We start from the raw sequence: 23228 nt of genomic DNA, 5'->3' as shown, positions 1-23228 counted from the left end.
CCTGATCATGGGCGAGATCCCTTGGACATCGTCCAGGCCCGCACCCCAGCTCACGCGCCGCTGCCAGCCAGTGGTGCCGGCTGAGCTTGCAATTCAAACAGCTGCATCTCATGCACTTTCCGAATCAGCTGCGCGGCGCTGCTGACGCCCATTTTTCGCATCAGGTTCTCTCGATGTTTGTCCACCGTCTTGGGCGAGAGTGACAGCAGATCGGCGATTGCCGCGTTGGACAAGCCGTCGTAAACCAGTTTCAGGATCTGCATTTCGCGCCGGGTCAGGTCGACGTCATGCTGCCCGATCAAGGCCTTGACCTCGGGCGGCAACACCTGTCGGCCGGCCAGAACTTCGGCCAGGCAGTGCTGCAGGGTCCGGGCGTCCAGTTCTTTGAGCAGCACGGCATCGGCGCCCAGATCCACCAGTTGCCCCAGCACCCAGGGGCTGGCGGCGCCCGTCAGCATCACGAGGCGCATGGCAGGATGGCGCTGGCGCAAGTACATGGCCAGCGCGGTGGTGTCGCCGCCGGGCATGTGGTAATCCAACAGCAAAAGATCAGGCTGATGTTGCTGTACCAGCGCCTTGAGCTCGGTCAGCGTGCCCGTCTCCGCGACAATGCGCACGCCGGGCATGGTGCCCAGCAACAATTTCAAACCCTCGCGGAACAAGGTGTGGTCATCGGCGAGCAGGAGTGTCTTGGGAACGGTTGCAGACATGGCACGACGTTGGATTCAAATGACTTGGCTCGCCTTGAGCGCGGCGCTGATCTTGGGATGTGCTGGATTCTACAAGTCGGCCACCGGGGCCCAGGTCGCCCCCTCGGGGCTGATCAGCCCCGCGCAGACGGCATGCCGCCCAGCCATCGGCGCGCAGGTGCTGATGCTGACCGGCTGCCTGCAGGACTTGCCCACCACAGACGGCCTGCGTCACGAGCGGGTGTGGCTGTACAACGATCAGAGCCAGCCGCAAAGCGCGGTGCTGCATCTGGGGGTGCCGGATGTGTTGGCCTTGCGGGTCACGCAGCGCGATGCCGCCACCCAGCAAACCTTGGTGAACCAGGGCCCGGCGGCGGGGTTTGCCGACCGCCCGTTGCTGCAGCCCCAATGGCAGCTGCCGCTGACGCTGGCGCCCGGGCACCAGGTCATCGAACTGGATTACAGGCTTCACGTCAACGGACGCCTGCAGCTGCAGCTGATGGACCCGGCCACAGCCCAGCGCCAGAACACCCTGGAGCACCTGCTGCACGGCATGGTGCTGGGCATCATGCTGACCCTGCTCGCCGTGGTGTTTGTCTACCGCTTTGTGGGTGGGCCGCGGGCCTATCTGGCCTACGCCGCACTGGTGTTCAGCGAGATGTGCCTGGTCTCGCAAACCAGCGGCTATGGTTTTGCCTACCTGTGGCCAGAATCGCCCCGCTGGAACAATGCGGCGCCCTCGTTGTTCGCGCTGTTCTGCCTGGCCAGCCATGCTTTGTTTGCCATGCACTTTCTGAGGGTGCGCGAACGCTACCCCCGCCTGTACATCGTGCATCTGGGCGGGCTGATCCTGATGGCCTGCACACTGCCCTGGATCAACCGCCCTCAGATCGAACCCATGCTGATGGCCTGGGCCAGCGCCTATGGGGTGCTGGCCTTGATCACTGCGACCCTGGCATTGCGCGACCGCCTGCCTGGGGCGCGCCTGTACCTGCTCGGGTCGGCCTGCCTGGTCCTGTTTGGCTTTGCGCTGTTTCTCATGGGCATCCTGGGCCTCAACCCCTTGCCCGGCGTGAACTTTTTCCACTACCCCAAGTTGGGGCTGCTGCTGGAATGCACGTTCTTTTCGGTCGCCCTGGTCAACCAGGTGCGGTTGGCCCAACGGCACCAGGCCGAAGCCCGGGTGCGTCGCATGGCCGAGGCCGATGAACTGCTGCATGCCGAGACTGAGCGCCGCACCGCTCTGCAGCACGCCCAGCGCCAGGGCCTGCAACTGGCCAGTGCCAGCCACGATATTTCACAGCCCCTGGGGGCTTTGCGCCTGGCCATCGGCGCCCTGCAAAACCAAGGCCAGGCCGAAGGCATTGCACAGCACCTGCATCGCAGCCTGGACTATGCCGAGTCACTGCTGCGCGGCATCATCGAGGAAACCCGTGACGGCCTGCCCGAACCGCCTGAGCGCATCGAACTGGGCACCCTGCTGGCCGAGCTGGTGCGCGACCACCGCGATCAGGCCCGGGCGCGCGATCTGCAGCTGAGCTATGTCGACAATCGCGTCGACATCGATGCGTCACGCACGGTGCTGCGCCGCATTCTCGGCAATCTGATCAGCAACGCCTTGCGTTACACGCCGCCCAAGGGGCGCGTGATGCTGGGGGTGCGACGCCGGCAGGGGGGCTTCGAGATCCAGGTCCTCGACACGGGGCCGGGCCTGCTGCCCGCCGATATCCAGGGGCTGCAGGCGCCGTTTCGTCAGGGCCACCATGCGGCCCCCGAAGGCCATGGCCTGGGGTTGTTCATCGTGCGATCGCTGTGTGAGCGAAGCGGCTATGTGCTGCGGGTCAGCTCCCGCCTCAGGCAGGGCAGCTGTTTTGGCATCCTGGTGCCCGACGCACCCGTGCGCCCGCTGCCCGGGCCGCGCTGAAAACTACGGTCAGTACCGTATGGGAAGGCCCTCGGGCCTTTTCTAGCATGGACGCCATGGGTCAGCCGACACATTCCCAACGGGAATCGACGGGCCCGGAGGAACCCCGCCCATGCTCAGCACACTCTGGCGCGCAGCGCTTGCCGCCGCAGACCACCGCAAGGCCATGCGCCTGTTGACCGACCGCCCCGGCCTCGATGTGGCCTTCATCACCAACATCCGCGACGAAGCCGAGCGACGGCGCTTTTTTCCGGCCGGCTCGCCGGCGCACCGCCATGCCAGCGGGCCCCGCATCTACCTGGGGGATGTGGCGGGTCAGGTGCGGGGAATCCCGTTCACCGCGGCGCAGATGGTCGACCGCGAGGAGCGCAAACGCGCCAAGAAGGTCTTCATCGATGCCGTGGCCTGGTCGCAAGACCAGGGCGCCCGGGTGGTGCTGCTGGCCGCCTCGACCAAGCGCCTGTTCGGTCGCGACGGTGCCGAGCTGCGCGAGCGCTTTCCGGAGCTGCTTTTCACCATCGGCGACAACGGCACGGCCCACCTGCTTTGCCACGACGTGGCCCGCGCGATTCGCCGGGCGGGTCTGCTGCGGCCCCGCATTCTGGTGATCGGGGCTTATGGCATCCTGGGTTCGGCGGTCTCGCGCGAGCTGCAGCGCCAACGCCACGATGTGGTGGGCTATGGGGTCAACGCCGGCCTTTTGTCCCGGTTCTGGGCCGAGACGGGTATCCAGGTGACCAGTGACCTTGAGCATGCCGGCCATTTCGATGTGGTGGTGGCCTGCACCCACAGCGAAGAATCGAAGCTGGACCCCGCCGCCGTCGATCACCTGCGCCGGCCCCACCGGCGTCTGCTGGTGGTGGATGTGGCCGAACCGGCCAACCTGGACGCGGAAACACTGGCCCGTTGTGCAGGCAAGGTGGTGCGCCAGGACGCCGGCAATGGCCACTCGCCCCACCTGAAATACGTGCTGGGCCCACTCAGCTGGAACAAGCTTCACCTGTCGCAAGGCACGGTCTTTGGCTGCTTCGCCGAGGCCATGTCCTTGTTCCACGCGGTGTACCGGGAGCACAACCCCAGCGCGCTCACCCGTGACTGGTTCGAGGTCACAGACGGCAACATGGCCCTGGTGCGCGAGGCCTTCCAGTCCCTGGATCTGGGTCTGCCAGCGCCCCATTGCTTCGGTCGCCTGGTGACCGACTTCGGGCTGGAGCAGATGCCCGCAGGCGGCGCGTGCATGAGCGACGCGGGCCTGGGTGCGGCATCTTCCACCTGAATCCGGCGCCGATCATGAACCTGATGCTCAACCCGACAAGAGCGCGGTGGCTGGTTGCGTTTGCGCTGCTGATCACCCTGGCAGGGGCCTGGCTCAACCTGCATGTGCAAAGCGCTGGCATTGTTCAGGACGCGCTGCTGGATGGCGACAACCGCTACGAGCGCTGGCAGCGCGAGGCGGCCGCCCACCCCGACCTCACGCAGGGCGACACGCTGTCCTTTGTCCTGGATTTTCCGCAGGGCATCGGCGCTGAGGGTCTGGGCCAGATCATCCGCATGAGCCAGGAGCTTCGCGCGCAGTTTCCTGAGGGGGTGGTCTGGAGCCTGGCCAGCAACAGCGCCGACTACCGGGTCGATGCGCAGCAGGGCAGGGCCACCCTGGAGAGTCGCCCCCACCTGTCCCAGGCTCTGCTGGACCTCCATGGCCATGTTGCGGCCGATTTCGACCTGGCCGCCTGGAAGCAGCAGGTGCAGCAGGACCGCTCGGTGTATCCGGTGCTGATCGGCCCTGGCTTTGATCACGCCCAGATCGTGGTCTTTTTGCCGCCCGACTACAGCGAGCAAGGCATTCTTGAGCGCTGCGCGCGCTACCTTGAGCAGCGCGACACCCCCACCTGGCAGTGGATGCTGTTCAAAGGGGACATCCGGCCAGCCCCCGCCTATGCCAACGTCAGCCTGGGCGGGTGGGCCGTGGCCCGGGGCCTGATGCATTACGCGCTGATCTCGGATGTGCTGTTCTACTCGACCCTGGGCCTGCTCATTGCAACCCTGGCGGCGGTGTTCTCGCTCGGGTCGTGGCGCCAGGCCTTGCAGGTCAGCGCCTTGATCCTCATGTCCTTCGTGCTGGTGCGCGCCGCCATCCCGGTGATGGACTGGCTGGGGCTTCGCTTTCAGGGCCTGCCGGTGCATGAGCGGGTGTATTTTCTGTTGGTGTTGTCAGCCTTGATCGTGTCGGGCATCTCTTTCAATGTGCGCGCCTTCGAGGCCTACAACGACGCCTGGCGCGAGCACCCGGCCACCCCGCCGGCCGAGCGGTGGCGCCAGGTGGGCGCAGGCTTGCGCGGCAAGTTCAATGTGGTGGCCCTGATCGCCTTCCTGAACTTTGCCACGCTGCCCCAGATTGGCATTCGCGGCATCATGGAGGTGGGCGTGCTGTCTGCTCTGGGCATTGCCTTGCAGCGCCTGCTGGCAGGCCATGTGCTGCCGGCCTTGCATCTGTGCGTGGGTGGGCTGCCCGACGAGCTGGGACCACATCGGTCGGGTCGGCTGAGCCGCCTGCATGCGCGATACCTGCAGGTGATCGATGGGCCGCCCCGGGCCGCCTGGCGCTTGATCGCCGCCCTGCGACCACAGCAGAGTCTGTTGGCCTCGCTGGTCCTGACCGGGCTGGCCCTGGGCGGCGCACTGGGCATCGTGTTGCACGATGTCGGGCACCCCGCCAACGCCTGGGTCAAGGTGCAGGAACGGCCGATCGACTACCTGCCCCACACCATTGTCGACCGTGCGCGTGCCATGCTCAACCGGCCCGGTGGCGCGGGCTTCGCGCGCCTGTCCTACCTGGTGCTGCCGCGCCACGCCCAGGCCGGGCAGGCCGCCATCGAAGACCCTGCCTTTCTGGCCCAGGCCTTTGAATTTCAGAAGCGGGTGGCGGCCCTGCCGGGGGCGATGCCGGTGCGCTCGGTGCTCGACAAGCTGGGCCAGCTGGCCGAGCGCAGCCCCGACGTGCACGCGGCCTTGCCACACGACCGGGCCCAGGCCCACGAGCTGCTGCAGATGATCCGCTGGGATCTGGATGACGACAAGCTGGCCGGCTACTTCTGGTCGGACCAGGGCCTGGTGCTGTATGCCGCCCACGCGGCAGACAACTCGCGCGATTTGCGTGATTTCGCCGATGCGACGATGGCGCTGGCCGAACACGATTTTCCGGGCCTGCAGGTGCTGCCCTTTGGCCGCTTGCACACCTACCATCAGACCGACCAGTACATCAGCCAGGGCAAGCCTCTGAACGTCCTGACGTCGTTCCCGCTGGTGCTGGGCGTGTGCCTGATCTGGCTGGGTTGGCGGCAGGTCGCCCAGCGCAAAAGCCGCGCGGTGGGCGCCCGGACGCTGGCCCCGTTGCGCAGCGCCCTGGCCATCAGCCTGCCCTTCGTGTTTGCCTATTCGCTGGTGGTGATGATGATGGCGCTTTGCCAGATCCCCTTGGACCAGGCCACCGCGTGTGCCACGGCGCTGGGCATCAATGCCGCCATCGACTTTGACATCTATGTGGTGGATGACTTTGCCAGCCGGCTGGGCCAGGGTGATTCGCCGGATGCGGCCCTGCATTACGCCTTGCATGACCGCGGGCGGGTCACGCTGATCGATGCCCAACTCAACGCGGTGTGTTTCAGCTTTTTGCTGTGCTCGCCCTTCCTGCCCATCCAGCGACTGGGCCTGATGATGATGGTGCTTCTGTTTGCCTGCGCCTTTGGTGCGCTGTTTCTCATGACCGGTGTGCTGCGCAGTTGCGTGGAGGCAGACACCACCCTGGCCCCGGAGGCCCTGACATGATGCACAACCCAGCACCGCGCTGCATCGGGCGGCGGGCTCTCAGCCTTTTTTGCCTCGCCGGGCTGGCCTGCGGGGCCTGGAGCGCCTGGGGGGCGCCCCCCGATCCCGCGCAGTTGATCGCCCGCAGCTGGAGTCTGTACCGCAGCGGTGTCCAGACCGAGCTGGAGCAGATCCGGGTGCGTGTGGAGCGGCCCCAGCGCCAGCCTGAACTGAAATCCCTGGTCCGGTGGACCCGGTTCTCCAGCGAGGGCGACAAGGTTCGGGTGCAATTCACTGAACCTGCGCTGGACAAAGGCCTGGGCCTGTTGGTGGTCAGGCAGGCCCAGGCCGCCGGCAACGGCACCCAGATGTGGCTGCGCATGCCCAGCTGGACCCAGGCCCGGCGCCTGAGTGGTGATCGCGAGAGCCGCTACTTTGGCGGTACCGACCTCACGTTCGAGGACAACCGCCAGTTGCTGGGTGAGGCGGTGGCCGATTTTGACTACCAGTTGCTGGCCGCCGACCCTACCGGCTGGCGCATCGAAGCCCGTCCCAAGCCGGGCGTGCTCAGCGCGTACGGCAAACGGATCATCCAGCTGACGCCCGCTTTGGCGGTGGAGCGCATCGACTACCACGACACCCAGGGCCGGCTCTTGAAGGTGCAGCGCCACCCGCAGCTGCAACTGGAGGGATCGGGCCGCTGGCGCCCCCTGCAGGTGGTGATCGACAACCTGCAGGAGGACCGCCGCACGGTGATCGAGATCACCCAGCGTCAATTTGACCCCGGTACCATCGCCAACCGCTTCAACCCAGACGACCTGAGCAACGACTGACATGAACCTCAGCAAGCAAGCGGTGTGGTGGCTGGCCCTGGGGGTCTGGGCCGGCGCATCAGGTGCTGCGGCTGTCGCCGACCCAGGGCCGTGGCAAAGGTCGAGCGATGCCCGCAGTGAAACCCGGCTCGGTCTGGGCTGGCAGGGCCATGAAAGCGATGAAGCCGAGACACGCTGGCAACAGCACCTGAACTGGAAGCAGGCCGACGAGCAGCAATGGCACCTGGAGCTGGAGGGCCTGTGGCGTGCCCGGGGTGTGCAGGAGGCTCGCCTGGGGCAGGCCTTTTACCGGCATCGACAGGGGCACTGGCAATGGACCTTGGGCCGACAGGTCCACGACTGGGGCGTCACCGACACGGTTTCGCCCAGCGACCTGCTGAACCCCCGCGACTGGCGTGACCCGACCCGCTCGCGCAAGATCGCGCTGCCCTCGTTGAGCCTGCGCCATGCCCAGGCTGGCCATCAGTTGGAGCTGGTCTTCAGCCCTGGGGCCACGGCCTCGCGCCTGCCCGACGGCGTCTGGGCGCCCGCGTTGCCCGTGGGCATCAGCCTGTTGCCGGTGCAACACCCAGCGCAACAGGCCCAGCTCGGTTTGCGCTGGACCGGGCAGGCGCTGGGTGGCGACACCAGCCTGGTTCTTTACCACGGCCACAGCCATGCGCCCACCGCGGTCTGGGCGCAGACCGACGCTGGTCTGCCCGCCTTGCAGCCGCTGCAAGACCGGCTCAATGCCGTGGCGCTGGGGCATGTCCGTGAGTTGGGGTCACAGTCTCTGCTGCGTCTGGAGTGGGGGCTGCACCAGGCCCGGCGCAGCGACAGCTTCAGTCAATGGGTGGCGGGCATTGAACAGACGCTGAATGGCCCGGGCAATGAGGACTGGCACCTGGTTCTGCAGTGGCAGGGCGAATACGCCGTGCGCCGCTCCCCCGAGATCCCCGAAGGGTGGTGGGACTTCAGGCGGCTGTTCAACCACCAGATGCTGGCCCGTGCGCAGCAACAGACCGATGACCCCGAGGCCTGGCGCCTGAGCCTGGAAGGCAGCTGGAAGCCGGGTGAGCGCCAGCGCTTCATCCGGCTGGAGGCGCAGCGGCGCCTCAACAACCAGCTGGAGCTGACCTTGGGGGCTGTGGCCATTGCTGGGCAACCGGACACCTTCTGGGGCCAGTACCGGCGCCTCAGCCGCTGGACCGCCAGCCTGTTGTGGCGGCTGTAGGCCGGACCCCGGATGCCGTCATTCCGCTCGGCGGAACACTGCATTCGGGCCGGTAGGCGTTCTGTTTTTGGCGGGGCCCGACGATAGTTGCATCGCCTGTTGCACCCATCGCGACGGCGTCAACCCTGAGGGACCGAACCATGAGCCGCGCCTACTCTGATCTTGCCTTCACGCCTGCGGTGCGTGCCATGCAGACCCGCATGGGCAGCCGATCGGCTTACGCCCAACTGGACCGCACTGACGACAGGCGCGACGTGCTGACCGAGTTGGAGGCTGACTTCATCCGTGAGCGTGACGGCTTCTACCAGGCCACTGTCAGCGAAACTGGCTGGCCCTACGTGCAGTTCAGAGGGGGCCCGGCTGGCTTTCTCAAGGTGCTGGATGCCAAGACCCTGGCCTATGGCGACTTTCGCGGCAATCGGCAGTACATCAGCGTGGGCAATCTGGGCGGCAACGAGCGCGTCTCGCTGATGCTGATGGACTACGCGAGCCGGCAGCGCCTGAAGATCCTTGGCCGCGTGCGCTTGCTGAGTGAGGCCGAAGCCCCCGCAGTACTGGCGCAGCTCAGGCTGCCGTCTTACCGCGCCCAGGTCGAACGGGCAGTCGTCATCGCTGTCGAGGCCTTCGACTGGAACTGCCCGCAGCACATCACGCCGCGCTTCACTGAGGCCGAGGTCGAGCAGGCCGTGCAGCCCTTGCGCACCGAACTCGAACAACTGCGAGGCGAAGTGGCCCGCCTTCGGGCCAGCTTGCAGGCCGCTCCGTCGCTCCAGACCTGAGCCGTCGCGCCTTTGTTACCTCAGTCCCGGTGCGAGGCCACCGGGGCTGGCCTGCCCATCCCGCCTCAACCCAAGGAGTTCTCTCATGCACATCAAGCAAATGCTCAGCAAGGCCCGTTCTGACGCCGCCATCACCCCGGTCGAAGCGCGCGACGCGATGCTCGGTTGTTTTGTCACCATCCATGGCGAGACACTCAAGCGCGGCGCGGCCTTGCTGGGCAGGCCCCTCAGCGATGAGCAGGCCGAGCACCATGCCACCGTCGTCATGAAAGGCTTGCTCGGGCCCCAATGGGATCGCCCGAGCAAGGCCGCGCTGGCCGATGCGCGCATGCGCATGGACCAGAAGATGAACTTCTCGCAGGCACCCCAAGATCTGCAAGACCTTCACGAGCAGGTCTGCAACCTGATCGTCAGCAAGACGGCCTGAGAGCCCTGCCGCCATCGCTTCAGGCGAGGGCGCCCAGGCGCTCGCGCAGCCTCTCCAGCGCCAGGTCGAGGAAGGCCCGTGCCTTGAGTGAGGCATGGCGGCCCTCCCGGTGCACCAGGTGCACCGGAAGCGGCGCCAATTCAAATGGCTCCAGCACCCGCCGCAGTTGTCCCTTGCGTACCAACTCGTCAACCTGGTAGGACATCAATCGGGTCAAGCCAAACCCGCCCACGGTGGCTGCAACGGCCGCATCGTTGGTGGTGGTCAGCAGGCGTGGCGTGACCTTGACTGCGCTGATCCCGTCGGCCACCTTGAAGCGCCACTCGGGTGCCGGCGTGACCGCATTTGCCGAAATCAGCGTGTGGCCAAGCAGGTCTTCGGGCCGCTGCGGCTCACCGTGCTCTGCCAGGTAGCTGGGGGCGCCACAGATCACGCGGCGCACGCTGCCCACCCGAACCGCCTGCAGCGAGGAATCCGGCAGTTCGCCAATGCGCACGGCCACATCCACGCCTTCGTCCGTCAGGTTCACCACCCGGTCCAGAAACCAGCACGAGGCCGTGACCTCGGGGTAGCGCTGTAAAAACTCAGTCACCACGGGCGTCACATGCAGCGCGCCAAACAACATGGGCGCAGTGACCGTCAGGCGCCCCCGGGGCGCCCCGTGCAGGCCGCTGACCGACTCGTCGGCCTCGGCCAGTTCCGCCAGGATGCGCCTGCAGTCCTCCACATAACGGGCCCCGGCCTCGGTCACCCGCACAACCCGCGTCGTGCGCGTCAGCAGCCGGGCCCCCAAGTGGGTTTCCAGCTCGCCGATGGCCCGGGTCACGGCTGGAGGGGAAATGCCCAGCTTGCGGGCTGCCCCGGCAAAGCCACCCACATCAACCACCGCCACAAAGACATTGATGAGATGCAGTCGATCCAATTGTTCCTCCATTCGTAATGGTGAATTGGGTTTTTATGTGATTCTAATCGTCTGCCGATTCAACGACAGTTCATCCATTCGCTGAATACGCAGCGGATGCGAAACCTGAAACCCCTTTGATCCACTTTGGAGATTGAACATGTCCCGACTCAGCATCCCTACCGTTGACCAATCCCTCGCCGCCAGCAAGCCGCTGCTGGCCGCCGTCGAAAAGCAACTGGGTGTGGTGCCCAACCTGATGAAACTGGTGGGCCACAGCCCTGCCGCGCTGGAGGGCTATCTGGCGCTCAACGGTGCCCTGAACAAGGGCCATTTGAGCCATCCGCTGCGCGAGCGCATTGCCTTGGCCATCGCCGAGTTCAATGGCTGCGACTACTGCCTGTCGGTGCACAGCTACCTGAGCACGAACGTCGCCAAGCTCAGTGCCGGCGAAATCGACGCGGCCCGCGATGGCCGCTCTGAGGATGCGCGCGCCGCCGCCGCGTTGCATTTTGCCCGCCGGGTGGCCGAAACGCGGGGCCAGGTGTCTGACGCTGACCTGGCCACGCTGCGTGCCGCCGGCTTCGACGAAGCCGCTGTGCTGGAGATTGTCTTGAACGTCGCGCTCAACGTGTTGACCAACTACGTCAACAACGTGGCGCAGACCGACATTGACTTTCCGCGGGTCAGCGCCCGGCAGGCGGCCTGAGCTTCTGGCTCACACGCTGGCACCTTGCACCCCGCCATCGCGACCCGAAGCACCTTCTTGGCGTCGGGCGCCCCGCGACCGGGCGGCACGACATCCCCAGCGCTGAAGACCCGTGCAGCGGGGAAGGGGGCGGCCCATGGCTTTGGCTCGCGCCATGGCGCCCCCGCAGACGAGACATGAGAAATTCCGAAATGCAAGCACCGAATCATGAAGCAGGGGCGCTGCGCCAGGCTTTGCTGGCCAGCCTCCTGGTCTCTGCCTGGATGGTCGAGGCGCGTGACCCTTATACCGGTGGTCACCTCTGGCGGGTGGCTCGCATGGCCCATGCACTGGCGCTGGCGTCGGGCAGCACGCCGCGTGAGGCCAGTCGCGTCGCCGTGGCCGGGTTTTTGCACGACCTGGGCAAAGTGGGCATTCCAGATGCCATCCTGCGCAAGCCGGGCCGACTCAGCGATGAAGAGTTCGCCACGATCAAGACGCACCCCAGGGTCGGAGCTCGCATGTTGGCTGGCCATCCCCTGGCGGCGCTGGTCGTCGAGGTGATTCACCACCACCACGAAATGCCCAACGGCCGGGGCTACCCCATGGGGCTGGTCGATACGGAGATCCCGCACGACGCCCGCCTGGTGGGGATCTGCGATGCCTTCGATGCCATGACCAGCACTCGGCCCTACCGCACCGGCATGTCCATCGCCAAAGCCCTGGACATCATCGAATCCGAGCTCGGCCAGCAGTTTGATCTGGCGCTGGGCAGCACGTTCGTGCAGATGGGCCGTCGCGGCGCTTTCGACGCCATCGTGGGCCACAGCGACGAGGCCATGCCGTTGCAGCATTGTCCGGTCTGTGGGCCCACCCTTGTCCGCACACGCAGTGCGCGCGCGGGCGACCACTTGGGTTGTCCGGCCTGCACGGCGCGCTTTGCCTGGGCCGACACGGCACACGGGCTCCGTGCCGTACCGACCGGCGAGCCTGCGACGGCGGCCGAACTGGAGCCTGGGCTGGACCGGGTCCAGATCGAGGCCCTGGTGCTTGATTGGGGCGACGCGTTGACGGGGCTTTGAAGGCCTGCCTTGCCAGGGCACGGCCTCTTGGCCGCACCGCAGCCAGTACCGGCAGTGCCGCAGGGCATCCGCTCGGGTCTGGGTCTTTGAAATGGGCCGGATTGGCGGGGCGCGATCGCCTGGGCTGAGTTTGGATGGCTTTTGAGCCCCTTCATCGACGTCGCGTCGGCATTGCAGTCCCCAAGGCCCAGGCGCCACTGTCACCCATGCATGCGCCTCATGCGTGGGCGTCCATTTTTTCGCTTGAAGCCGTTTTCTGCATCGCTAGATTCGACCCATGGACTCTTTTTCACTGAACCCGTCCCGGATCGAACGATGAACCACCCCAGACGCACCGCTTTGCCTCAGGCCATCGAGATCACGGCAAGCGATGGCTATCGGCTGAAGGGCCAATGCTGGCGCCATGGCGGCAGCGCCTGCGGCACCACACCGCGGCCTGTGGTGGTGATCAACCCTGCAACCTCCGTGTGTTGCCGGTATTACGCGCGGTTTGCGGCGTATCTGCATCAACACGGATGGGATGTGCTGACCTACGACTACCGGGGCATTGGCGAGTCGCGTCCCCCCAGTCTGCGCGGCTTTCGGGCCGGGTGGATCGACTGGGGGCGGCTGGATTTCGAGGCCGTGCTGCAGTGGGCAAGGCACCGGTTTGCGGGCCAGCCGATCCAGGTGGTGGGTCACAGCGTGGGGGGCTTTCTGATCGGGTTGGCGCCCTCCAGCGCGCTGGTTTCGCGCGCGTTCACCGTGGGGGCCCAGTACGCGCACTGGCGGGACTATGCCCGCGACAAGCGCTGGCGCATGTGGCTCAAATGGCATGTGGTGATGCCGGCATTGACGGCGGTGTTCGGCTACTTTCCAGGCAAGCGCCTTGGCTGGCTGGAAGACACGCCCAAGGGCGTGGTGCGTGACTGGACCTCGCCAGCCCCGCGGTTTGAAGACCTTTGGCGCCGCGGCGAGGCGGCACTGAGTGTGGCGGAGCGGCAAGCGCTGGTCAGCCGGTTTGCAGCCCTGCAGGCCGATCTGCTGGCACTGAGCCTGAGCGACGACGAATTTGGAACCGTGGCCGCCATCGATCGCCTGTTGGCCTATTTTTCGGGTTGCGAGCGGGTTCATCTGCACCTTGACCCCCGGGCCCTGGGCGAGGCGGGTGCCGCGGGGGTGGGGCATTTCGCGTTCTTTCACCAACGTTTTGAGCACAGCCTCTGGCCCTTGGCCCTGGATTGGTTGGGCCACGCTCGACTGCACCCCGGCCTGAAGGGCGAGCAGACACGCCAGGGGCGAGCCTGGCCAAATGTAGCGAGCTAGCTCGCCAGCCCTGCAGACTGGGCCAGTACCCAATCGATCACCTTCCTGACTTCAGGGCGGGGCAGGGCGTCGGCCTGGATCAACCAGAACGCGTGGCCATCGTCCTGCAGGGGCTCCGACCCGGTCAGGGGGGGGCGGCAGGGCAGTTCCACCAGACGGCCATCGGCCAGCATGTCATTCACCAGCGGTTGGCGACCGAGTGCAATGCCTTGCCCGGCCACGGTGGCATGGATGATCTGGTCGTATTGGTTGAATCGCAGCATGCCTCTGGGCCGAACTCCTGCCCAGCCTCGTGCGGCCAGCCACTCGCCCCACTGCAGCCAGGGGCGGTAGGGGCCGTCGAACTCCAGCAGCACCTGTTGGGCCAATTGCTCGGGCTTGATCAGCGCACCCGCGCTCAGCGAGGGGTGCGCAACCGGCACCACCGTCTCGCTGAACAGGCGATGGGCACCGGCCGGCACCGAGTGGTGGTTGCCGTAGCGGATGGCCAGGTCCACCCCCTCGGCCTGCAGATCGGCCAGGCGATTGCCCGCCGACATGCGCACATCGATGTCGGGATGGGCCTCGATGAACCGGCCCAGCCGAGGCAGCAACCACAGCCCGGCAAAGCCCACGGTGGTGGTCAGTGTGACCAGCTTGGCACCTCGGCTTGGCTGAAGGGCTTCCACCACGTCCTGAATCTGCTGCACCGCCGTATCGGCGCTGCGGAACAGCCGTTCACCCTCCGGGGTGAAGGCGATGCGGCGATGGCCGCGCTCCAGAAGTTTCATGCCCAGGGCCTCTTCCAGCGTCTGGATCTGGCGACTGACGGCAGATTGCGTCAAACAAAGGTCTTGGGCCGCCAAGGTGATGCTCATGCGCCGGCCCACGGCGACAAAGCCTTTGATACCGTCGAGGGAGGGCAAGCTGACCAGGGGTTTTGACATTCTCAATATGAATGTAAGTGGGGACTAGAAGTCGTTTGAATAGAAGAAGCTTGAAGATTTTAATGAGGCTGTTCTTTCATTTTCACATTCTCAAAAAGAATGTAAAAACACATGCAGTCTCGTCAACCACTTTCATCGCCAAGCTCCTCCAGCCTTTGGCCCCTGGTCTTGTCCGCCGGCTTGATCATGGGTTTGTCGCTGGGGGTGCGCCACGCGCAAGGCATTTTTCTGTTGCCCATCACCCTGGACCGGGGCTGGTCGCGCGAAGATTTCGGTTTGGCCATCGCCTTGCAAAACCTGCTGTGGGGCCTGGCGCAACCTTTCACCGGCATGTGGGCGGACCGACATGGTTCGCGCCCTGTGCTGGTGGGGGGGCTTTTCTTGTATGCCCTGGGCTTGCTGGGCATGTCGGTGGCGGCGACGCCCTCTGGTTTCCTGTTCTGTGCTGGTCTGGGGGTGGGGCTGGGCTTGTCTGGCACGGCCTTCGGGGTGGTGTACGGTGCGCTCAGCCGCATGCTGCCCGCGGAAAGTCGCAGTTGGGGTTTGGGTGTGGCTGGCGCGGTCGGCGGCTTGGGGCAGTTTGTGCTCGTGCCCTTGTCGCAGGGCTTGATCCAGAGCCTGGGATGGGCCGGGGCTTTGGCGGCCCTGGCAGCCGGCTGCGTCATGCTGCTGCCCTGTGTGCTGCCCATCCAGGACCGGCCTCAGGCCGGGGGCCAGCGGCAGCAAAGCCTGAAGGCCGCGCTGGCCGAGGCGTTTTCGCACCGTGGGTTCTGGTTGCTCAGCCTCGGGTTTCTGGCCTGCGGCTTTCAACTGGCCTTCATCGCCTCGCACCTGCCGGCCTATGTGATGGACCAGGGCTTGCGGGCGTCGGAGGCCGTCACTGGCCTGGCCATCATTGCCCTGGCCAATGTGGCCGGTACCTATGCGTGCGGCTGGCTGGGCGGACAGGGCCGGCGCAAGCACCTGCTCAGCAGCCTCTACCTGATCCGGTCTGCCGCCATGGCCTTGTTTGTGCTGCTGCCCCTCAGCACCTGGAGCCTGTATGCGTTTTGTGCGGTGATGGGCTTTTTATGGCTGGGCACCGTGCCTTTGACCACGGGGCTGATCTCGCAGGTGTTTGGCCTGCGCTACCTCAGCACCTTGTTCGGCTTTGTGTTTTTCGGTCATCAACTCGGTGCGTTTTTCGGGGTCTGGTTGGGTGGTTACGTTTTCGAAGCCACCCACTCGTACCTGCCGCTGTGGGTGATCAGCATGGCTTTGGGTCTGGCGGCGGCCTGCCTGCACTTTCCGATCGATGACCGGGCCCTGCCAAGTGCTTCTGAGGTGCCCGCATGAGGCCCGCCCGCGTGCTTCAGCTTTGCGGCCTGGCCTGTGCCCTGGTTGTGGTGTTCAAGGCCTGGTCGGTGCCCGAACTGGCCCGCAAGCTGGCGGCGCTCAGCACATTTTGCCCATGACGTTTCAAGGATCTGCCATGACATCTCAATACCAAAAGGCGGCCAGGTTCAAGGCCTTGCATGCCCAAGCTCAGACCTTTGTCACCCCCAACCCCTGGGATGCCGGCTCGGCCATCCTGCTGGAGCAGATGGGCTTTCAGGCCCTGGCCAGCACCGGTGCAGGCCTGGCATTCTCATGCGGTCTGCCTGACAACCAGGTGGGCCTGGAGCGAACGCTGCAACATCTGAAGGCGCTGACATCGGCGACGCACCTGCCCGTCAGTGCCGATCTGGAAAACGGCTTCGGACATTCGCCCGAGGAGGTCGCCCGCACCATTGTCCGTGCCGCCGAGGCCGGGGTGGTGGGGGGCTCGATCGAAGACTCGACCGGCCACCCCGGTGCGCCTTTGTACCCACTGTCATTGGCCGTGGAGCGCATTCAGGCGGCGGCTGAGGCCGCTCGAAGTCTGAGCTTTCCATTCACACTCACGGCACGTGCTGAGAACTTCGTCTGCTGTACCCACCCAGACCTCGATGATGCGCTCTGCAGGCTGCAGGCCTACGACAAAGCGGGCGCCGACGTCTTGTTTGCGCCGGGCATGCGTTCACTTCAGCACATCGCCACCTTGACGCAATCGGTCGACCGACCGGTGAACGTGATGATGGGGTTTGCCTCGCCCGAGTTTGGTCTCCAGGCGCTGAGCGAGCTCGGTGTGCGGCGCATCAGCCTCGGCGGCTCGCTGGCTCGAACCGCGCTGGCCGCCATGTGCCGCGCCATCGAAGACATGCAGCACCAGGGCCGCTTCAGCTATGCGGATCAAGCGATTCCGAATTCTGAACTGAATCAGCGTTTTGCCAAGCGCCTGCCAGCCCGCCAAGCCCCAGGGCCCGCACCATGATCGCGCAAGCCTTGGCCCGCTGGTCTGGCACGTGGGCCGCGCTCAAAGCCCGCTGGAAGCCGCGCCCACGGCGCCTCGACCAGCCCAGTCTACCCGCCGAGGTCATCAAAGACCTTGGGCTTTGCCACGCTGATTGGGTGACCATTCAGGCCGGCCACTTTGCGGGCGACGCCACCCGGCGACAACGCTGAGAGGCCATCAGCGGCTGCCCCCTGTTGTTGGGGTCATCCGCATGACGACTTGACGCAAGAGCCAGCCGGCGCCTGCAACGATGAGCTGGCATCCTGTTCGAGTGCCGATGGCGTGGGCATCCGCGTCGCGAGGTAGTCGAGAAAGCATCGAATCCGTGCCGTGAGTGGCGTGTTGCGGTAATACACGGCATGCACCGGCTGCAGGACCTCAACCGTGTCCTTTGCCAGCAACTGGACGAGGTCACCGCGCATGCGGTCATCACGGGTCATGAAGTCAGCCAGGCAGGCGATGCCCTGACCGGCCAGCGCCAACTGCCTCACTGTCTCGCCGCTTGAGGCCTTGATGTTCGGCATGACCTCGTAGGCTTGCCCGTGTTTGCTGCGCAAGGGCCAATGGTTGAGGCTCTCTGGTTGCGTGAAGCCGATCAGGCGGTGCTTTCGCAAATCAGCCACGCGCTTGGGGCGCCCATTCGCTTCGAGGTAGGCGGGCGTCGCCAGCACACGCAATCGGAAACTGCCGAGCGGGCGAGCATGCAAGGTGGAATCGCGCAGGTGGCCGATGCGAAGGGCCACGTCGGTGCGCTGTTCGATCAGATCGATGATGCTGTCGCTGCTGTGCAGTTCGATTTCGATCTCGGGGAAGCGCTCGCAGAACTCCCCGATCAGCGGCACGACGACGTGCAGCATGAAGGGCGAAGCCGCGTTGACGCGCAACCGCCCTGCCGGGCGCTGGTGGCGCGTGGCCATCTGGTCTTCGGCCATCTCCACGGCACCAAGGATGGCGCGCGCATGCGTCAGAAACACCACCCCTTCCTCGGTCAGTTCGAGCTTGCGCGTCGTGCGTCTCAACAGCGTGGTGCCGAGCTTGCTCTCCAGCCGGCCCAAGGCGCGGCTGGTGCCAGAAACCGTCTGTTCGAGTTGCTCGGCTGCGGCGGTGATCGAGCCGCTGTCGATCACCGTGGTGAAGGCGAGCAGTTCGTCGAGGCTGATTTTCATTCTTGACTCCTAGTCAAGAGAATTCTGCCTGATAGCGGCTTTTTGGGAATCAATAAGGTTGGGACACTGCGACCTCGACATTTTGTCCGGAGCCCCCCATGCCACTTGCCCTGTTTGCGCTGACCCTCAGCGCTTTTGCGATCGGAACGACTGAGTTTGTCATCGTCGGTCTGATTCCCACCGTCGCCGCCGACCTCGGCGTCGGCTTGCCTTCGGCCGGCTTGCTGGTCAGCCTCTATGCGCTCGGCGTCGCCATTGGCGCGCCGGTGCTCACCGCGCTGACCGGCAAGCTGCCGCGCAAGGCGCTATTGCTTTCACTGATGGCCTTGTTCACGCTCGGCAACCTGATGGCCTGGCAAGCGCCGGGCTACGAGTCCTTGGTCGTGGCGCGCGTGCTGACCGGCCTGGCACACGGTGTGTTCTTCTCTATCGGCTCGACCCTGGCGACCAGCCTGGTGTCCAAGGAGAAGGCCGCTAGCGCCATTGCCATCATGTTCACCGGACTGACGGTCGCGCTGGTCACCGGGGTGCCGCTGGGGACCTTCATCGGCCAGCATTTCGGTTGGCGCGCGACCTTTCTTGCGGTGTCCTCGCTGGGCGTGATCGCCTTTGTCGGCAGTGCCCTGTTCGTGCCCGGCCACTTGCGCCATGCGCCGCCGGCGTCGCTGCTCCAGCAGGCGCGTGTGCTTGCCGAGCCACGCCTGCTGCTTGTCTACGCCAAGACCGCGATCGGCTATGGGGGATCGTTCATCCCTTTCACCTTCCTCGCTCCGATCTTGCAGGACATCTCAGGCTTCGCGCCGGGCGCGGTCGGTTGGGTGATGCTGGTCTACGGCGTCTCGGTGGCCGTCGGCAATTTGTGGGGCGGCAAGCTGGCCGACCGCAAGGGGGCGATTCCCGCACTGCAGATCATCTTCGCGCTGCTCGCCGCCGTGCTCCTGATGCTGACCTTTACCGCGCCGCACCCCTGGCTGGCCGTCACGACGGTGTTGCTGTGGGGCGCGGTCGCCTTCGGCAACGTGCCGGGTCTGCAGGTCTACGTGGTGCAGCAGGCCGAGCGCGTCGCCCCCCAGGCGGTCGATGTCGCCTCGGGCCTGAACATCGCGGCCTTCAACCTCGGCATTGCCGGCGCCGCCTGGGCCGGCGGCCTGATCGTCACCCATCTGGGGCTGATGCATACGCCCTGGATCGGCGCGCTGGTGGTGCTGGTGTCGCTGGCACTCACCTCATGGAGCGGCGCGCTGGATCGTCGCAGCGGCGTGCCTCTGCGCTTCAATGGCGCCCGCCCGGCGGGGCACTGACCTGCACCGCCCCCAACAACCTCGAACCCAAGGACCCTCATGAACGAACCCCGCATCCCCGACTTCGGACTTGGCACCTTCCGCCTCACCGGCCAGACTGTCATCGATTCGGTGCGCAACGCACTGGAGCTTGGCTACCGCGCGATTGACACCGCCCAGATCTACGGCAACGAGGCCGAGCTTGGCCTGGCGATCGCCGAGTCCAGCGTTGCGCGCTCGCAGCTGTTCCTGACCACCAAGATCTGGACCGAGAACCTCGGCCCTCAACGCCTCCTGACCAGCCTGGATGAGAGCCTTGCCAAGCTGCGCACGGACTACGTGGACCTCACCTTGATCCACTGGCCTTCCCCGGGTGGCGCCGTGCCGCTTGCTGAAACCCTCGGCGCATTGATGGCGGCCAGGGAGCAGGGTTTGACGCGTGAGATCGGTATCTCGAATTTCAACATCGAGCTGACCCGGCAGGCTGTCGCCACAGTGGGCCCCGGTGTGATCGCCACCAACCAGATCGAGCTGAGCCCCTACTTGCAGAGCCGCAAGCTCACCGCCTTCCTGGAGGCGCAAGGCATCGCTGTGACTTCATACATGACGTTGGCTTATGGCAAGGTGCTCAACGACCCGGTGCTGGTTGACATCGCGGCCAAGCATCACGCCACCGTCGCGCAGGTCGCATTGGCCTGGGCCTTGCAGCTGGGCTATGCCGTGATCCCGTCGTCGACCCAACGCGAGAACCTTGCTTCCAACCTGCGAGCCCGTGATCTGCAACTCGACGCTGACGACATGGCGAGGATCGCCACGCTGGAGCGCAACGGTCGCGAAGTCGATCCGGCAGGTCTGGCCCCGAAGTGGGACTGACTCGTACCCCTGGATGCACCCCGTCACGCCTGACGGCCGGCAACTTGAGCCTCGGGATCAAAGCCCCGCTCGACAAGTACGGCAGTCCGCCTGGGCTTTCGGGCACTGCGGGCTCGTGACGTGTCACCGTACGCCCCTTCTTTCGCCCCTTCGTTCGCCCCTTCGTTCCTCCAGCCGCCGCCGTGCTGCTGATCCGCGAAGTGCTGCCGACGTGGAAGTCTGCATCGACGGTGCCGCGGCAGGTTGCGATCACCTGCTGCTGGGGCCGCGACCGGCAACCGGCGTGTGGTGCACGCGATTTTTTCGATCAGTCGTGACCAACTCTTGCTTGGATAGATCGGTGAATGTATTGCGCCTTGACACCCCAAGAAAGATCCGAATTGGGACAGAGGCCCCAACGCGAGCCGGCATTTGGATGTTGCCGCTGTGTTTGCACAAGCCTTCGGTCCAGGCTCGTTTATCGCCGCTGGTAGACAACGCCCTGAACCAAGACCTGATCCGGCTCCGGTTCCTCATCAAAACGTTGATGCGCCTCGGCAATGGCGAGTTGGTTCTTGTTGGCCCAGTTGACCAGTGCCATAACAGGCTCCAACAGCGTTCTTCCCATTTCAGTGAGTTCGTAATCAACGCGTGGAGGAATGGTCGCAAACATCGTTCGCGTGATCAGCCCATCGCGTTCAAGCCCGCGCAATGTCAGGGTCAGCATCCGCTGGGAAATGCCGTCGATGCTGCGCTTCAACTCGTTGAATCGCCGCGGGCCATTGGCCAGCATGGCGACAATGTAGAGGCTCCACTTGTCGCCGATGCGATCCAGGATTTCACGGGTAGCAAGACAGCCGCCAGCGTCAGGTGCGGGCATATCGGCCAGCAATTCGGTGTGACTAAGTGACACGCGTGTGCCTTCTTGTGAGGAAACGGCGGAAACCATAGCATCCTTTGTATGAATTGGTAAGTCAGAATAAATACATGACTTAGTTATTAATTTATACCTAGGAGCCGCCATGAGCCACACCCTGCTTGTCACTTCCAGCCCGCGCGGGGCTGACAGCCTTTCCACTCGCTTTGCCACCGAAATCGCCGAGGGCATCCGGGCCCGCTCGGGCGGCCCACTGACCGTGCGCGACCTCGCCGAGAATCCACCGCCGCACATCACGCCGGCCTATATCCAAGGCCGGATCACCTCGCCCGAAGAACGCGCGCCGGAACAAGTCGAGGCTGTGAAGGTCGCGCAAGAGTTGGTCGATGAGTTGAAAGTTGCCGATGTGATCGTGCTCGGGTCGGGCATGATCAACTTCGGCCTGCCCTCACAACTCAAGGCGTGGTTCGATCACGTCACCTGGCCACGCGTTACATTCGGCTATGGCGACACCGGACCGAAAGGGCTGCTCACCGGCAAGAAGGTCTATCTCGTGACCGCTGCGGGAGGCGTGTTCTCGGAGGGCTCCTGGGCACCGTTCGACTTTCAGACCAACTATTTGCTGCACCTGCTCGGTTTCATCGGCCTGACCGACGTCGAAGTGGTGCGTGTCGAAGGCACGGTTCTCGGCCCCGAGGCAGTGAAGGCCGCGATCGTCAGCACCGAGACGGCCATCACAGCCTTATTGGCGAAGGTCGCGTAATCGAATGGCCGGAAAAAAATCAATCGCGCTGTTCGGTGCGACGGGGCCGACCGGAAGGCACATCATCGAAGAAGCCTTGAAGCAGGGTTACCACCTGACGGTCTATGCGCGCGACGAGAAAAAACTCGCATCGTTCGCAGGAAGAATCGAAATTGTGGTCGGCGACCTGCAAAACCAAAGCGCCATTGCGAAATGCGTCCTGGGCGCCGATGCGGTCGTCAGCGCCCTTGGCCCCAATAGTCTCAAGGTTCAAGGCGATAAACCGGTCATGAACGGCTTAAGCCACGTCATCGCCGCGATGAAGCATGCGGGCGTGCATCGCCTTGTCCAGATTTCTACCGCTGCTTATCGTGATCCCAAGGATGGCTTTGCTTTCCAAACCCAGGCATTCGTGCTGTTGTTCAAGATAGTCGCGCGCAAGGGGTATGAGGACATCAAGGCGACCGGCGAATTGATCGCCAATTCAGACCTGGACTGGACACTGGTCCGCATCCCGAACCTCAAGGATGGCCCCGCCGAGGGCCGCTTGGATGTGGGTTGGTATGGAAAGACCAAACTCAGCATGAAGCTCTCCAGAGGCAATCTTGCGAAGTTCCTGGTTGACCAAGTGACCGACGAGGAGTTCTTGCGTGCCGCACCAGGTATCGCTAATCATTGACGCAACAACCTCTCGGCAAGGCTCGCGCCATGAGCGGATTCACCAACGCGGATGTACCCGATCAAACGGGAAAGACCTTTATCGTTGACCTGCCCTCTGCAGACGCCCCAATACTGCCGTTCTCCATTGAAACTGAGCAGTCGGCCCGAGCAAGGGGTGAGGCATCGTCTGGAGTGACTGGCAGGGGTCAGTTGTGCGAGCTAACGCTACTCCAAAGCTTGCGCATTTCGGGTGGCAGGGCGTCTAGCGCGCGGGCGAAAGCGTCCGATGGAACAACCGAGAACAATGCTAAGCCAACGGCCTCAATGGCGTTATCCGGCGAGAAGTTGTGTTTGTGACGCAGCGAGCGAACCTCTTTCAGGATGTCATCCCGATTGCCAATCGTTGCGGGTTGCTCGCCAGGGTTCCATCCTTCAATGAAGAGGCCACGAATTGCTGGTGGTAACTGATCTGCAAAGCGAAGTGCTTGGTGAAGCGTAAGCCTACGACGGAACGCATGGAGTACGCCTACGACCATGTTCCAGGCCATGTTCGTCGTCGCAAGACCAGCGCGATCACGCGCAGTCACCATGAATTTTTCGAAGTCAATGGAGGCGCGCTGGTACTCAGGAGGCCATGGCATGGGGATCGGATGTGAGGGCTTTGTTGCTGAGGCCTGACGTTTGCGGAAAGTCTAGCCCATCCCAAATCAATCCCCCCACGAATCAA

23 protein-coding genes are annotated in these 23228 nt (G+C 64.6%); 17 read left to right on the top strand and 6 right to left on the bottom strand.

Translation table 11 applies throughout. The features are described from left to right. Window positions 1–50: 50 nt before the first annotated feature. On the bottom strand, window positions 51–710 hold the full coding sequence (locus AC3WUT_RS04850) for a LuxR C-terminal-related transcriptional regulator (protein WP_492345941.1): 660 nt from the start codon (window positions 708–710) through the stop codon (window positions 51–53). Between the two features lie 19 nt (window positions 711–729). On the opposite strand from AC3WUT_RS04850, the gene AC3WUT_RS04845 reads away from it, so the two are divergent. From AC3WUT_RS04845 to AC3WUT_RS04815, 7 genes are all read left to right on the top strand, one after another. Beyond that, window positions 730–2613, top strand: coding sequence for a sensor histidine kinase (locus AC3WUT_RS04845; protein WP_492345940.1), 1884 nt, complete (start codon window positions 730–732; stop codon window positions 2611–2613). Window positions 2614–2725: 112 nt separating this feature from the next. Further along, the gene (locus AC3WUT_RS04840; RefSeq protein WP_492345939.1) at window positions 2726–3889 is read left to right on the top strand and encodes a hypothetical protein; all 1164 of its coding nucleotides are present in this window, start codon (window positions 2726–2728) and stop codon (window positions 3887–3889) included. A gap of 14 nt (window positions 3890–3903) precedes the next feature. Next, window positions 3904–6438 (top strand): RND transporter family protein, encoded by a 2535-nt coding sequence (locus AC3WUT_RS04835; RefSeq protein ID WP_492345938.1) that lies wholly within the window; start codon window positions 3904–3906, stop codon window positions 6436–6438. Further along, entirely contained in the window at window positions 6435–7250 is an 816-nt protein-coding gene (locus tag AC3WUT_RS04830) for an outer membrane lipoprotein-sorting protein (protein WP_492345937.1), read from the top strand. Before AC3WUT_RS04835 ends, AC3WUT_RS04830 begins: the two co-directional genes overlap by 4 nt. A 1-nt stretch (window position 7251) precedes the next feature. After that, complete coding sequence (locus AC3WUT_RS04825; protein ID WP_492345936.1) at window positions 7252–8463, top strand: hypothetical protein; 1212 nt, start codon at window positions 7252–7254, stop codon at window positions 8461–8463. A 140-nt stretch (window positions 8464–8603) separates the two neighbouring features. Next, window positions 8604–9242, top strand: a complete 639-nt coding sequence (locus AC3WUT_RS04820; RefSeq protein WP_492345935.1) for a pyridoxamine 5'-phosphate oxidase family protein — start codon at window positions 8604–8606, stop codon at window positions 9240–9242. Between the two features lie 85 nt (window positions 9243–9327). Further along, complete coding sequence (locus AC3WUT_RS04815; RefSeq protein ID WP_492345934.1) at window positions 9328–9669, top strand: hypothetical protein; 342 nt, start codon at window positions 9328–9330, stop codon at window positions 9667–9669. A 19-nt stretch (window positions 9670–9688) separates the two neighbouring features. On the opposite strand, the gene AC3WUT_RS04810 is transcribed toward AC3WUT_RS04815, so the two are convergent. Continuing rightward, the gene (locus AC3WUT_RS04810; protein WP_492345933.1) at window positions 9689–10591 is read right to left on the bottom strand and encodes a LysR family transcriptional regulator; all 903 of its coding nucleotides are present in this window, start codon (window positions 10589–10591) and stop codon (window positions 9689–9691) included. A gap of 139 nt (window positions 10592–10730) precedes the next feature. On the opposite strand from AC3WUT_RS04810, the gene AC3WUT_RS04805 reads away from it, so the two are divergent. The 3 genes from AC3WUT_RS04805 (at window position 10731) to AC3WUT_RS04795 (ending at window position 13645) form a co-directional block, all read left to right on the top strand. After that, window positions 10731–11279: a carboxymuconolactone decarboxylase family protein gene (locus tag AC3WUT_RS04805; RefSeq protein WP_492345932.1), complete on the top strand. Its 549-nt coding sequence runs from the start codon at window positions 10731–10733 to the stop codon at window positions 11277–11279. Between the two features lie 191 nt (window positions 11280–11470). Then, window positions 11471–12340, top strand: a complete 870-nt coding sequence (locus tag AC3WUT_RS04800) for an HD-GYP domain-containing protein (RefSeq protein WP_492345931.1) — start codon at window positions 11471–11473, stop codon at window positions 12338–12340. A gap of 315 nt (window positions 12341–12655) precedes the next feature. After that, window positions 12656–13645, top strand: a complete 990-nt coding sequence (locus tag AC3WUT_RS04795; RefSeq protein WP_492345930.1) for an alpha/beta hydrolase family protein — start codon at window positions 12656–12658, stop codon at window positions 13643–13645. Here the strand turns inward: AC3WUT_RS04795 and AC3WUT_RS04790 are convergent. Continuing rightward, window positions 13642–14571, bottom strand: a complete 930-nt coding sequence (locus tag AC3WUT_RS04790) for a LysR substrate-binding domain-containing protein (RefSeq protein ID WP_492345929.1) — start codon at window positions 14569–14571, stop codon at window positions 13642–13644. The genes AC3WUT_RS04795 and AC3WUT_RS04790 overlap by 4 nt on opposite strands. 111 nt (window positions 14572–14682) lie before the next feature. Here AC3WUT_RS04790 and AC3WUT_RS04785 point away from each other — a divergent pair, with 111 nt between their 5' ends. The 3 genes from AC3WUT_RS04785 to AC3WUT_RS04775 are packed head-to-tail and all read left to right on the top strand — an operon-like array spanning window position 14683 to window position 16903. After that, window positions 14683–15906: an MFS transporter gene (locus tag AC3WUT_RS04785; protein WP_492345928.1), complete on the top strand. Its 1224-nt coding sequence runs from the start codon at window positions 14683–14685 to the stop codon at window positions 15904–15906. Continuing rightward, window positions 15903–16025 carry a hypothetical protein gene (locus tag AC3WUT_RS04780; protein ID WP_492345927.1) on the top strand — a complete coding sequence of 41 codons (123 nt, stop codon included), beginning with the start codon at window positions 15903–15905 and terminating at the stop codon, window positions 16023–16025. Before AC3WUT_RS04785 ends, AC3WUT_RS04780 begins: the two co-directional genes overlap by 4 nt. 17 nt (window positions 16026–16042) lie before the next feature. Then, window positions 16043–16903, top strand: coding sequence for an isocitrate lyase/PEP mutase family protein (locus AC3WUT_RS04775; protein WP_492345926.1), 861 nt, complete (start codon window positions 16043–16045; stop codon window positions 16901–16903). A gap of 224 nt (window positions 16904–17127) precedes the next feature. Here AC3WUT_RS04775 and AC3WUT_RS04770 read toward each other — a convergent pair whose 3' ends face one another. Next, window positions 17128–18090 (bottom strand): LysR substrate-binding domain-containing protein, encoded by a 963-nt coding sequence (locus tag AC3WUT_RS04770; protein WP_492345925.1) that lies wholly within the window; start codon window positions 18088–18090, stop codon window positions 17128–17130. 98 nt (window positions 18091–18188) lie between these two features. Between AC3WUT_RS04770 and AC3WUT_RS04765 the strand changes: the two genes are divergently transcribed. Both AC3WUT_RS04765 and dkgB read left to right on the top strand, forming a co-directional pair. Further along, entirely contained in the window at window positions 18189–19391 is a 1203-nt protein-coding gene (locus AC3WUT_RS04765; protein WP_492345924.1) for an MFS transporter, read from the top strand. Window positions 19392–19430: 39 nt separating this feature from the next. Beyond that, window positions 19431–20243: a 2,5-didehydrogluconate reductase DkgB gene (gene dkgB, locus AC3WUT_RS04760; protein ID WP_492345923.1), complete on the top strand. Its 813-nt coding sequence runs from the start codon at window positions 19431–19433 to the stop codon at window positions 20241–20243. Between the two features lie 457 nt (window positions 20244–20700). On the opposite strand, the gene AC3WUT_RS04755 is transcribed toward dkgB, so the two are convergent. Then, on the bottom strand, window positions 20701–21135 hold the full coding sequence (locus AC3WUT_RS04755; RefSeq protein ID WP_492346162.1) for a winged helix-turn-helix transcriptional regulator: 435 nt from the start codon (window positions 21133–21135) through the stop codon (window positions 20701–20703). 109 nt (window positions 21136–21244) lie between these two features. On the opposite strand from AC3WUT_RS04755, the gene AC3WUT_RS04750 reads away from it, so the two are divergent. After that, a complete protein-coding gene (locus AC3WUT_RS04750; RefSeq protein WP_492345922.1) occupies window positions 21245–21862 on the top strand; it encodes an FMN-dependent NADH-azoreductase in 618 nt (205 codons plus the stop codon). Window positions 21863–21866: 4 nt separating this feature from the next. Then, a complete protein-coding gene (locus tag AC3WUT_RS04745) occupies window positions 21867–22520 on the top strand; it encodes an NAD(P)-dependent oxidoreductase (protein WP_492345921.1) in 654 nt (217 codons plus the stop codon). A 187-nt stretch (window positions 22521–22707) separates the two neighbouring features. Here AC3WUT_RS04745 and AC3WUT_RS04740 read toward each other — a convergent pair whose 3' ends face one another. Next, the gene (locus tag AC3WUT_RS04740; protein WP_492345920.1) at window positions 22708–23142 is read right to left on the bottom strand and encodes a DUF2267 domain-containing protein; all 435 of its coding nucleotides are present in this window, start codon (window positions 23140–23142) and stop codon (window positions 22708–22710) included. Window positions 23143–23228 lie beyond the last annotated feature (86 nt).

Source organism: Curvibacter sp. EU05-FHT14A10 (assembly GCF_058791075.1).
This window is presented reverse-complemented; position numbering and strand designations above follow the sequence as displayed.

Excerpts from the sequence above, each read along its gene's own strand:
- AC3WUT_RS04820 (WP_492345935.1), top strand. The coding sequence starts at position 8,604 with ATGAGCCGCGCCTACTCTGATCTTGCCTTCACGCCTGCGGTGCGTGCC.
- AC3WUT_RS04845 (WP_492345940.1), top strand. The coding sequence starts at position 730 with ATGACTTGGCTCGCCTTGAGCGCGGCGCTGATCTTGGGATGTGCTGGA.
- AC3WUT_RS04775 (WP_492345926.1), top strand. The coding sequence starts at position 16,043 with ATGACATCTCAATACCAAAAGGCGGCCAGGTTCAAGGCCTTGCATGCC.
- AC3WUT_RS04800 (WP_492345931.1), top strand. The coding sequence starts at position 11,471 with ATGCAAGCACCGAATCATGAAGCAGGGGCGCTGCGCCAGGCTTTGCTG.
- AC3WUT_RS04745 (WP_492345921.1), top strand. The coding sequence starts at position 21,867 with ATGGCCGGAAAAAAATCAATCGCGCTGTTCGGTGCGACGGGGCCGACC.
- AC3WUT_RS04830 (WP_492345937.1), top strand. The coding sequence starts at position 6,435 with ATGATGCACAACCCAGCACCGCGCTGCATCGGGCGGCGGGCTCTCAGC.
- AC3WUT_RS04825 (WP_492345936.1), top strand. The coding sequence starts at position 7,252 with ATGAACCTCAGCAAGCAAGCGGTGTGGTGGCTGGCCCTGGGGGTCTGG.
- AC3WUT_RS04765 (WP_492345924.1), top strand. The coding sequence starts at position 18,189 with ATGCCACTTGCCCTGTTTGCGCTGACCCTCAGCGCTTTTGCGATCGGA.
- AC3WUT_RS04795 (WP_492345930.1), top strand. The coding sequence starts at position 12,656 with ATGAACCACCCCAGACGCACCGCTTTGCCTCAGGCCATCGAGATCACG.
- AC3WUT_RS04790 (WP_492345929.1), bottom strand. The coding sequence starts at position 14,571 with ATGTCAAAACCCCTGGTCAGCTTGCCCTCCCTCGACGGTATCAAAGGC.
- AC3WUT_RS04840 (WP_492345939.1), top strand. The coding sequence starts at position 2,726 with ATGCTCAGCACACTCTGGCGCGCAGCGCTTGCCGCCGCAGACCACCGC.
- AC3WUT_RS04785 (WP_492345928.1), top strand. The coding sequence starts at position 14,683 with ATGCAGTCTCGTCAACCACTTTCATCGCCAAGCTCCTCCAGCCTTTGG.
- AC3WUT_RS04740 (WP_492345920.1), bottom strand. The coding sequence starts at position 23,142 with ATGCCATGGCCTCCTGAGTACCAGCGCGCCTCCATTGACTTCGAAAAA.
- dkgB (WP_492345923.1), top strand. The coding sequence starts at position 19,431 with ATGAACGAACCCCGCATCCCCGACTTCGGACTTGGCACCTTCCGCCTC.
- AC3WUT_RS04750 (WP_492345922.1), top strand. The coding sequence starts at position 21,245 with ATGAGCCACACCCTGCTTGTCACTTCCAGCCCGCGCGGGGCTGACAGC.
- AC3WUT_RS04835 (WP_492345938.1), top strand. The coding sequence starts at position 3,904 with ATGAACCTGATGCTCAACCCGACAAGAGCGCGGTGGCTGGTTGCGTTT.
- AC3WUT_RS04780 (WP_492345927.1), top strand. The coding sequence starts at position 15,903 with ATGAGGCCCGCCCGCGTGCTTCAGCTTTGCGGCCTGGCCTGTGCCCTG.
- AC3WUT_RS04850 (WP_492345941.1), bottom strand. The coding sequence starts at position 710 with ATGTCTGCAACCGTTCCCAAGACACTCCTGCTCGCCGATGACCACACC.
- AC3WUT_RS04815 (WP_492345934.1), top strand. The coding sequence starts at position 9,328 with ATGCACATCAAGCAAATGCTCAGCAAGGCCCGTTCTGACGCCGCCATC.
- AC3WUT_RS04770 (WP_492345925.1), bottom strand. The coding sequence starts at position 18,090 with ATGAAAATCAGCCTCGACGAACTGCTCGCCTTCACCACGGTGATCGAC.
- AC3WUT_RS04805 (WP_492345932.1), top strand. The coding sequence starts at position 10,731 with ATGTCCCGACTCAGCATCCCTACCGTTGACCAATCCCTCGCCGCCAGC.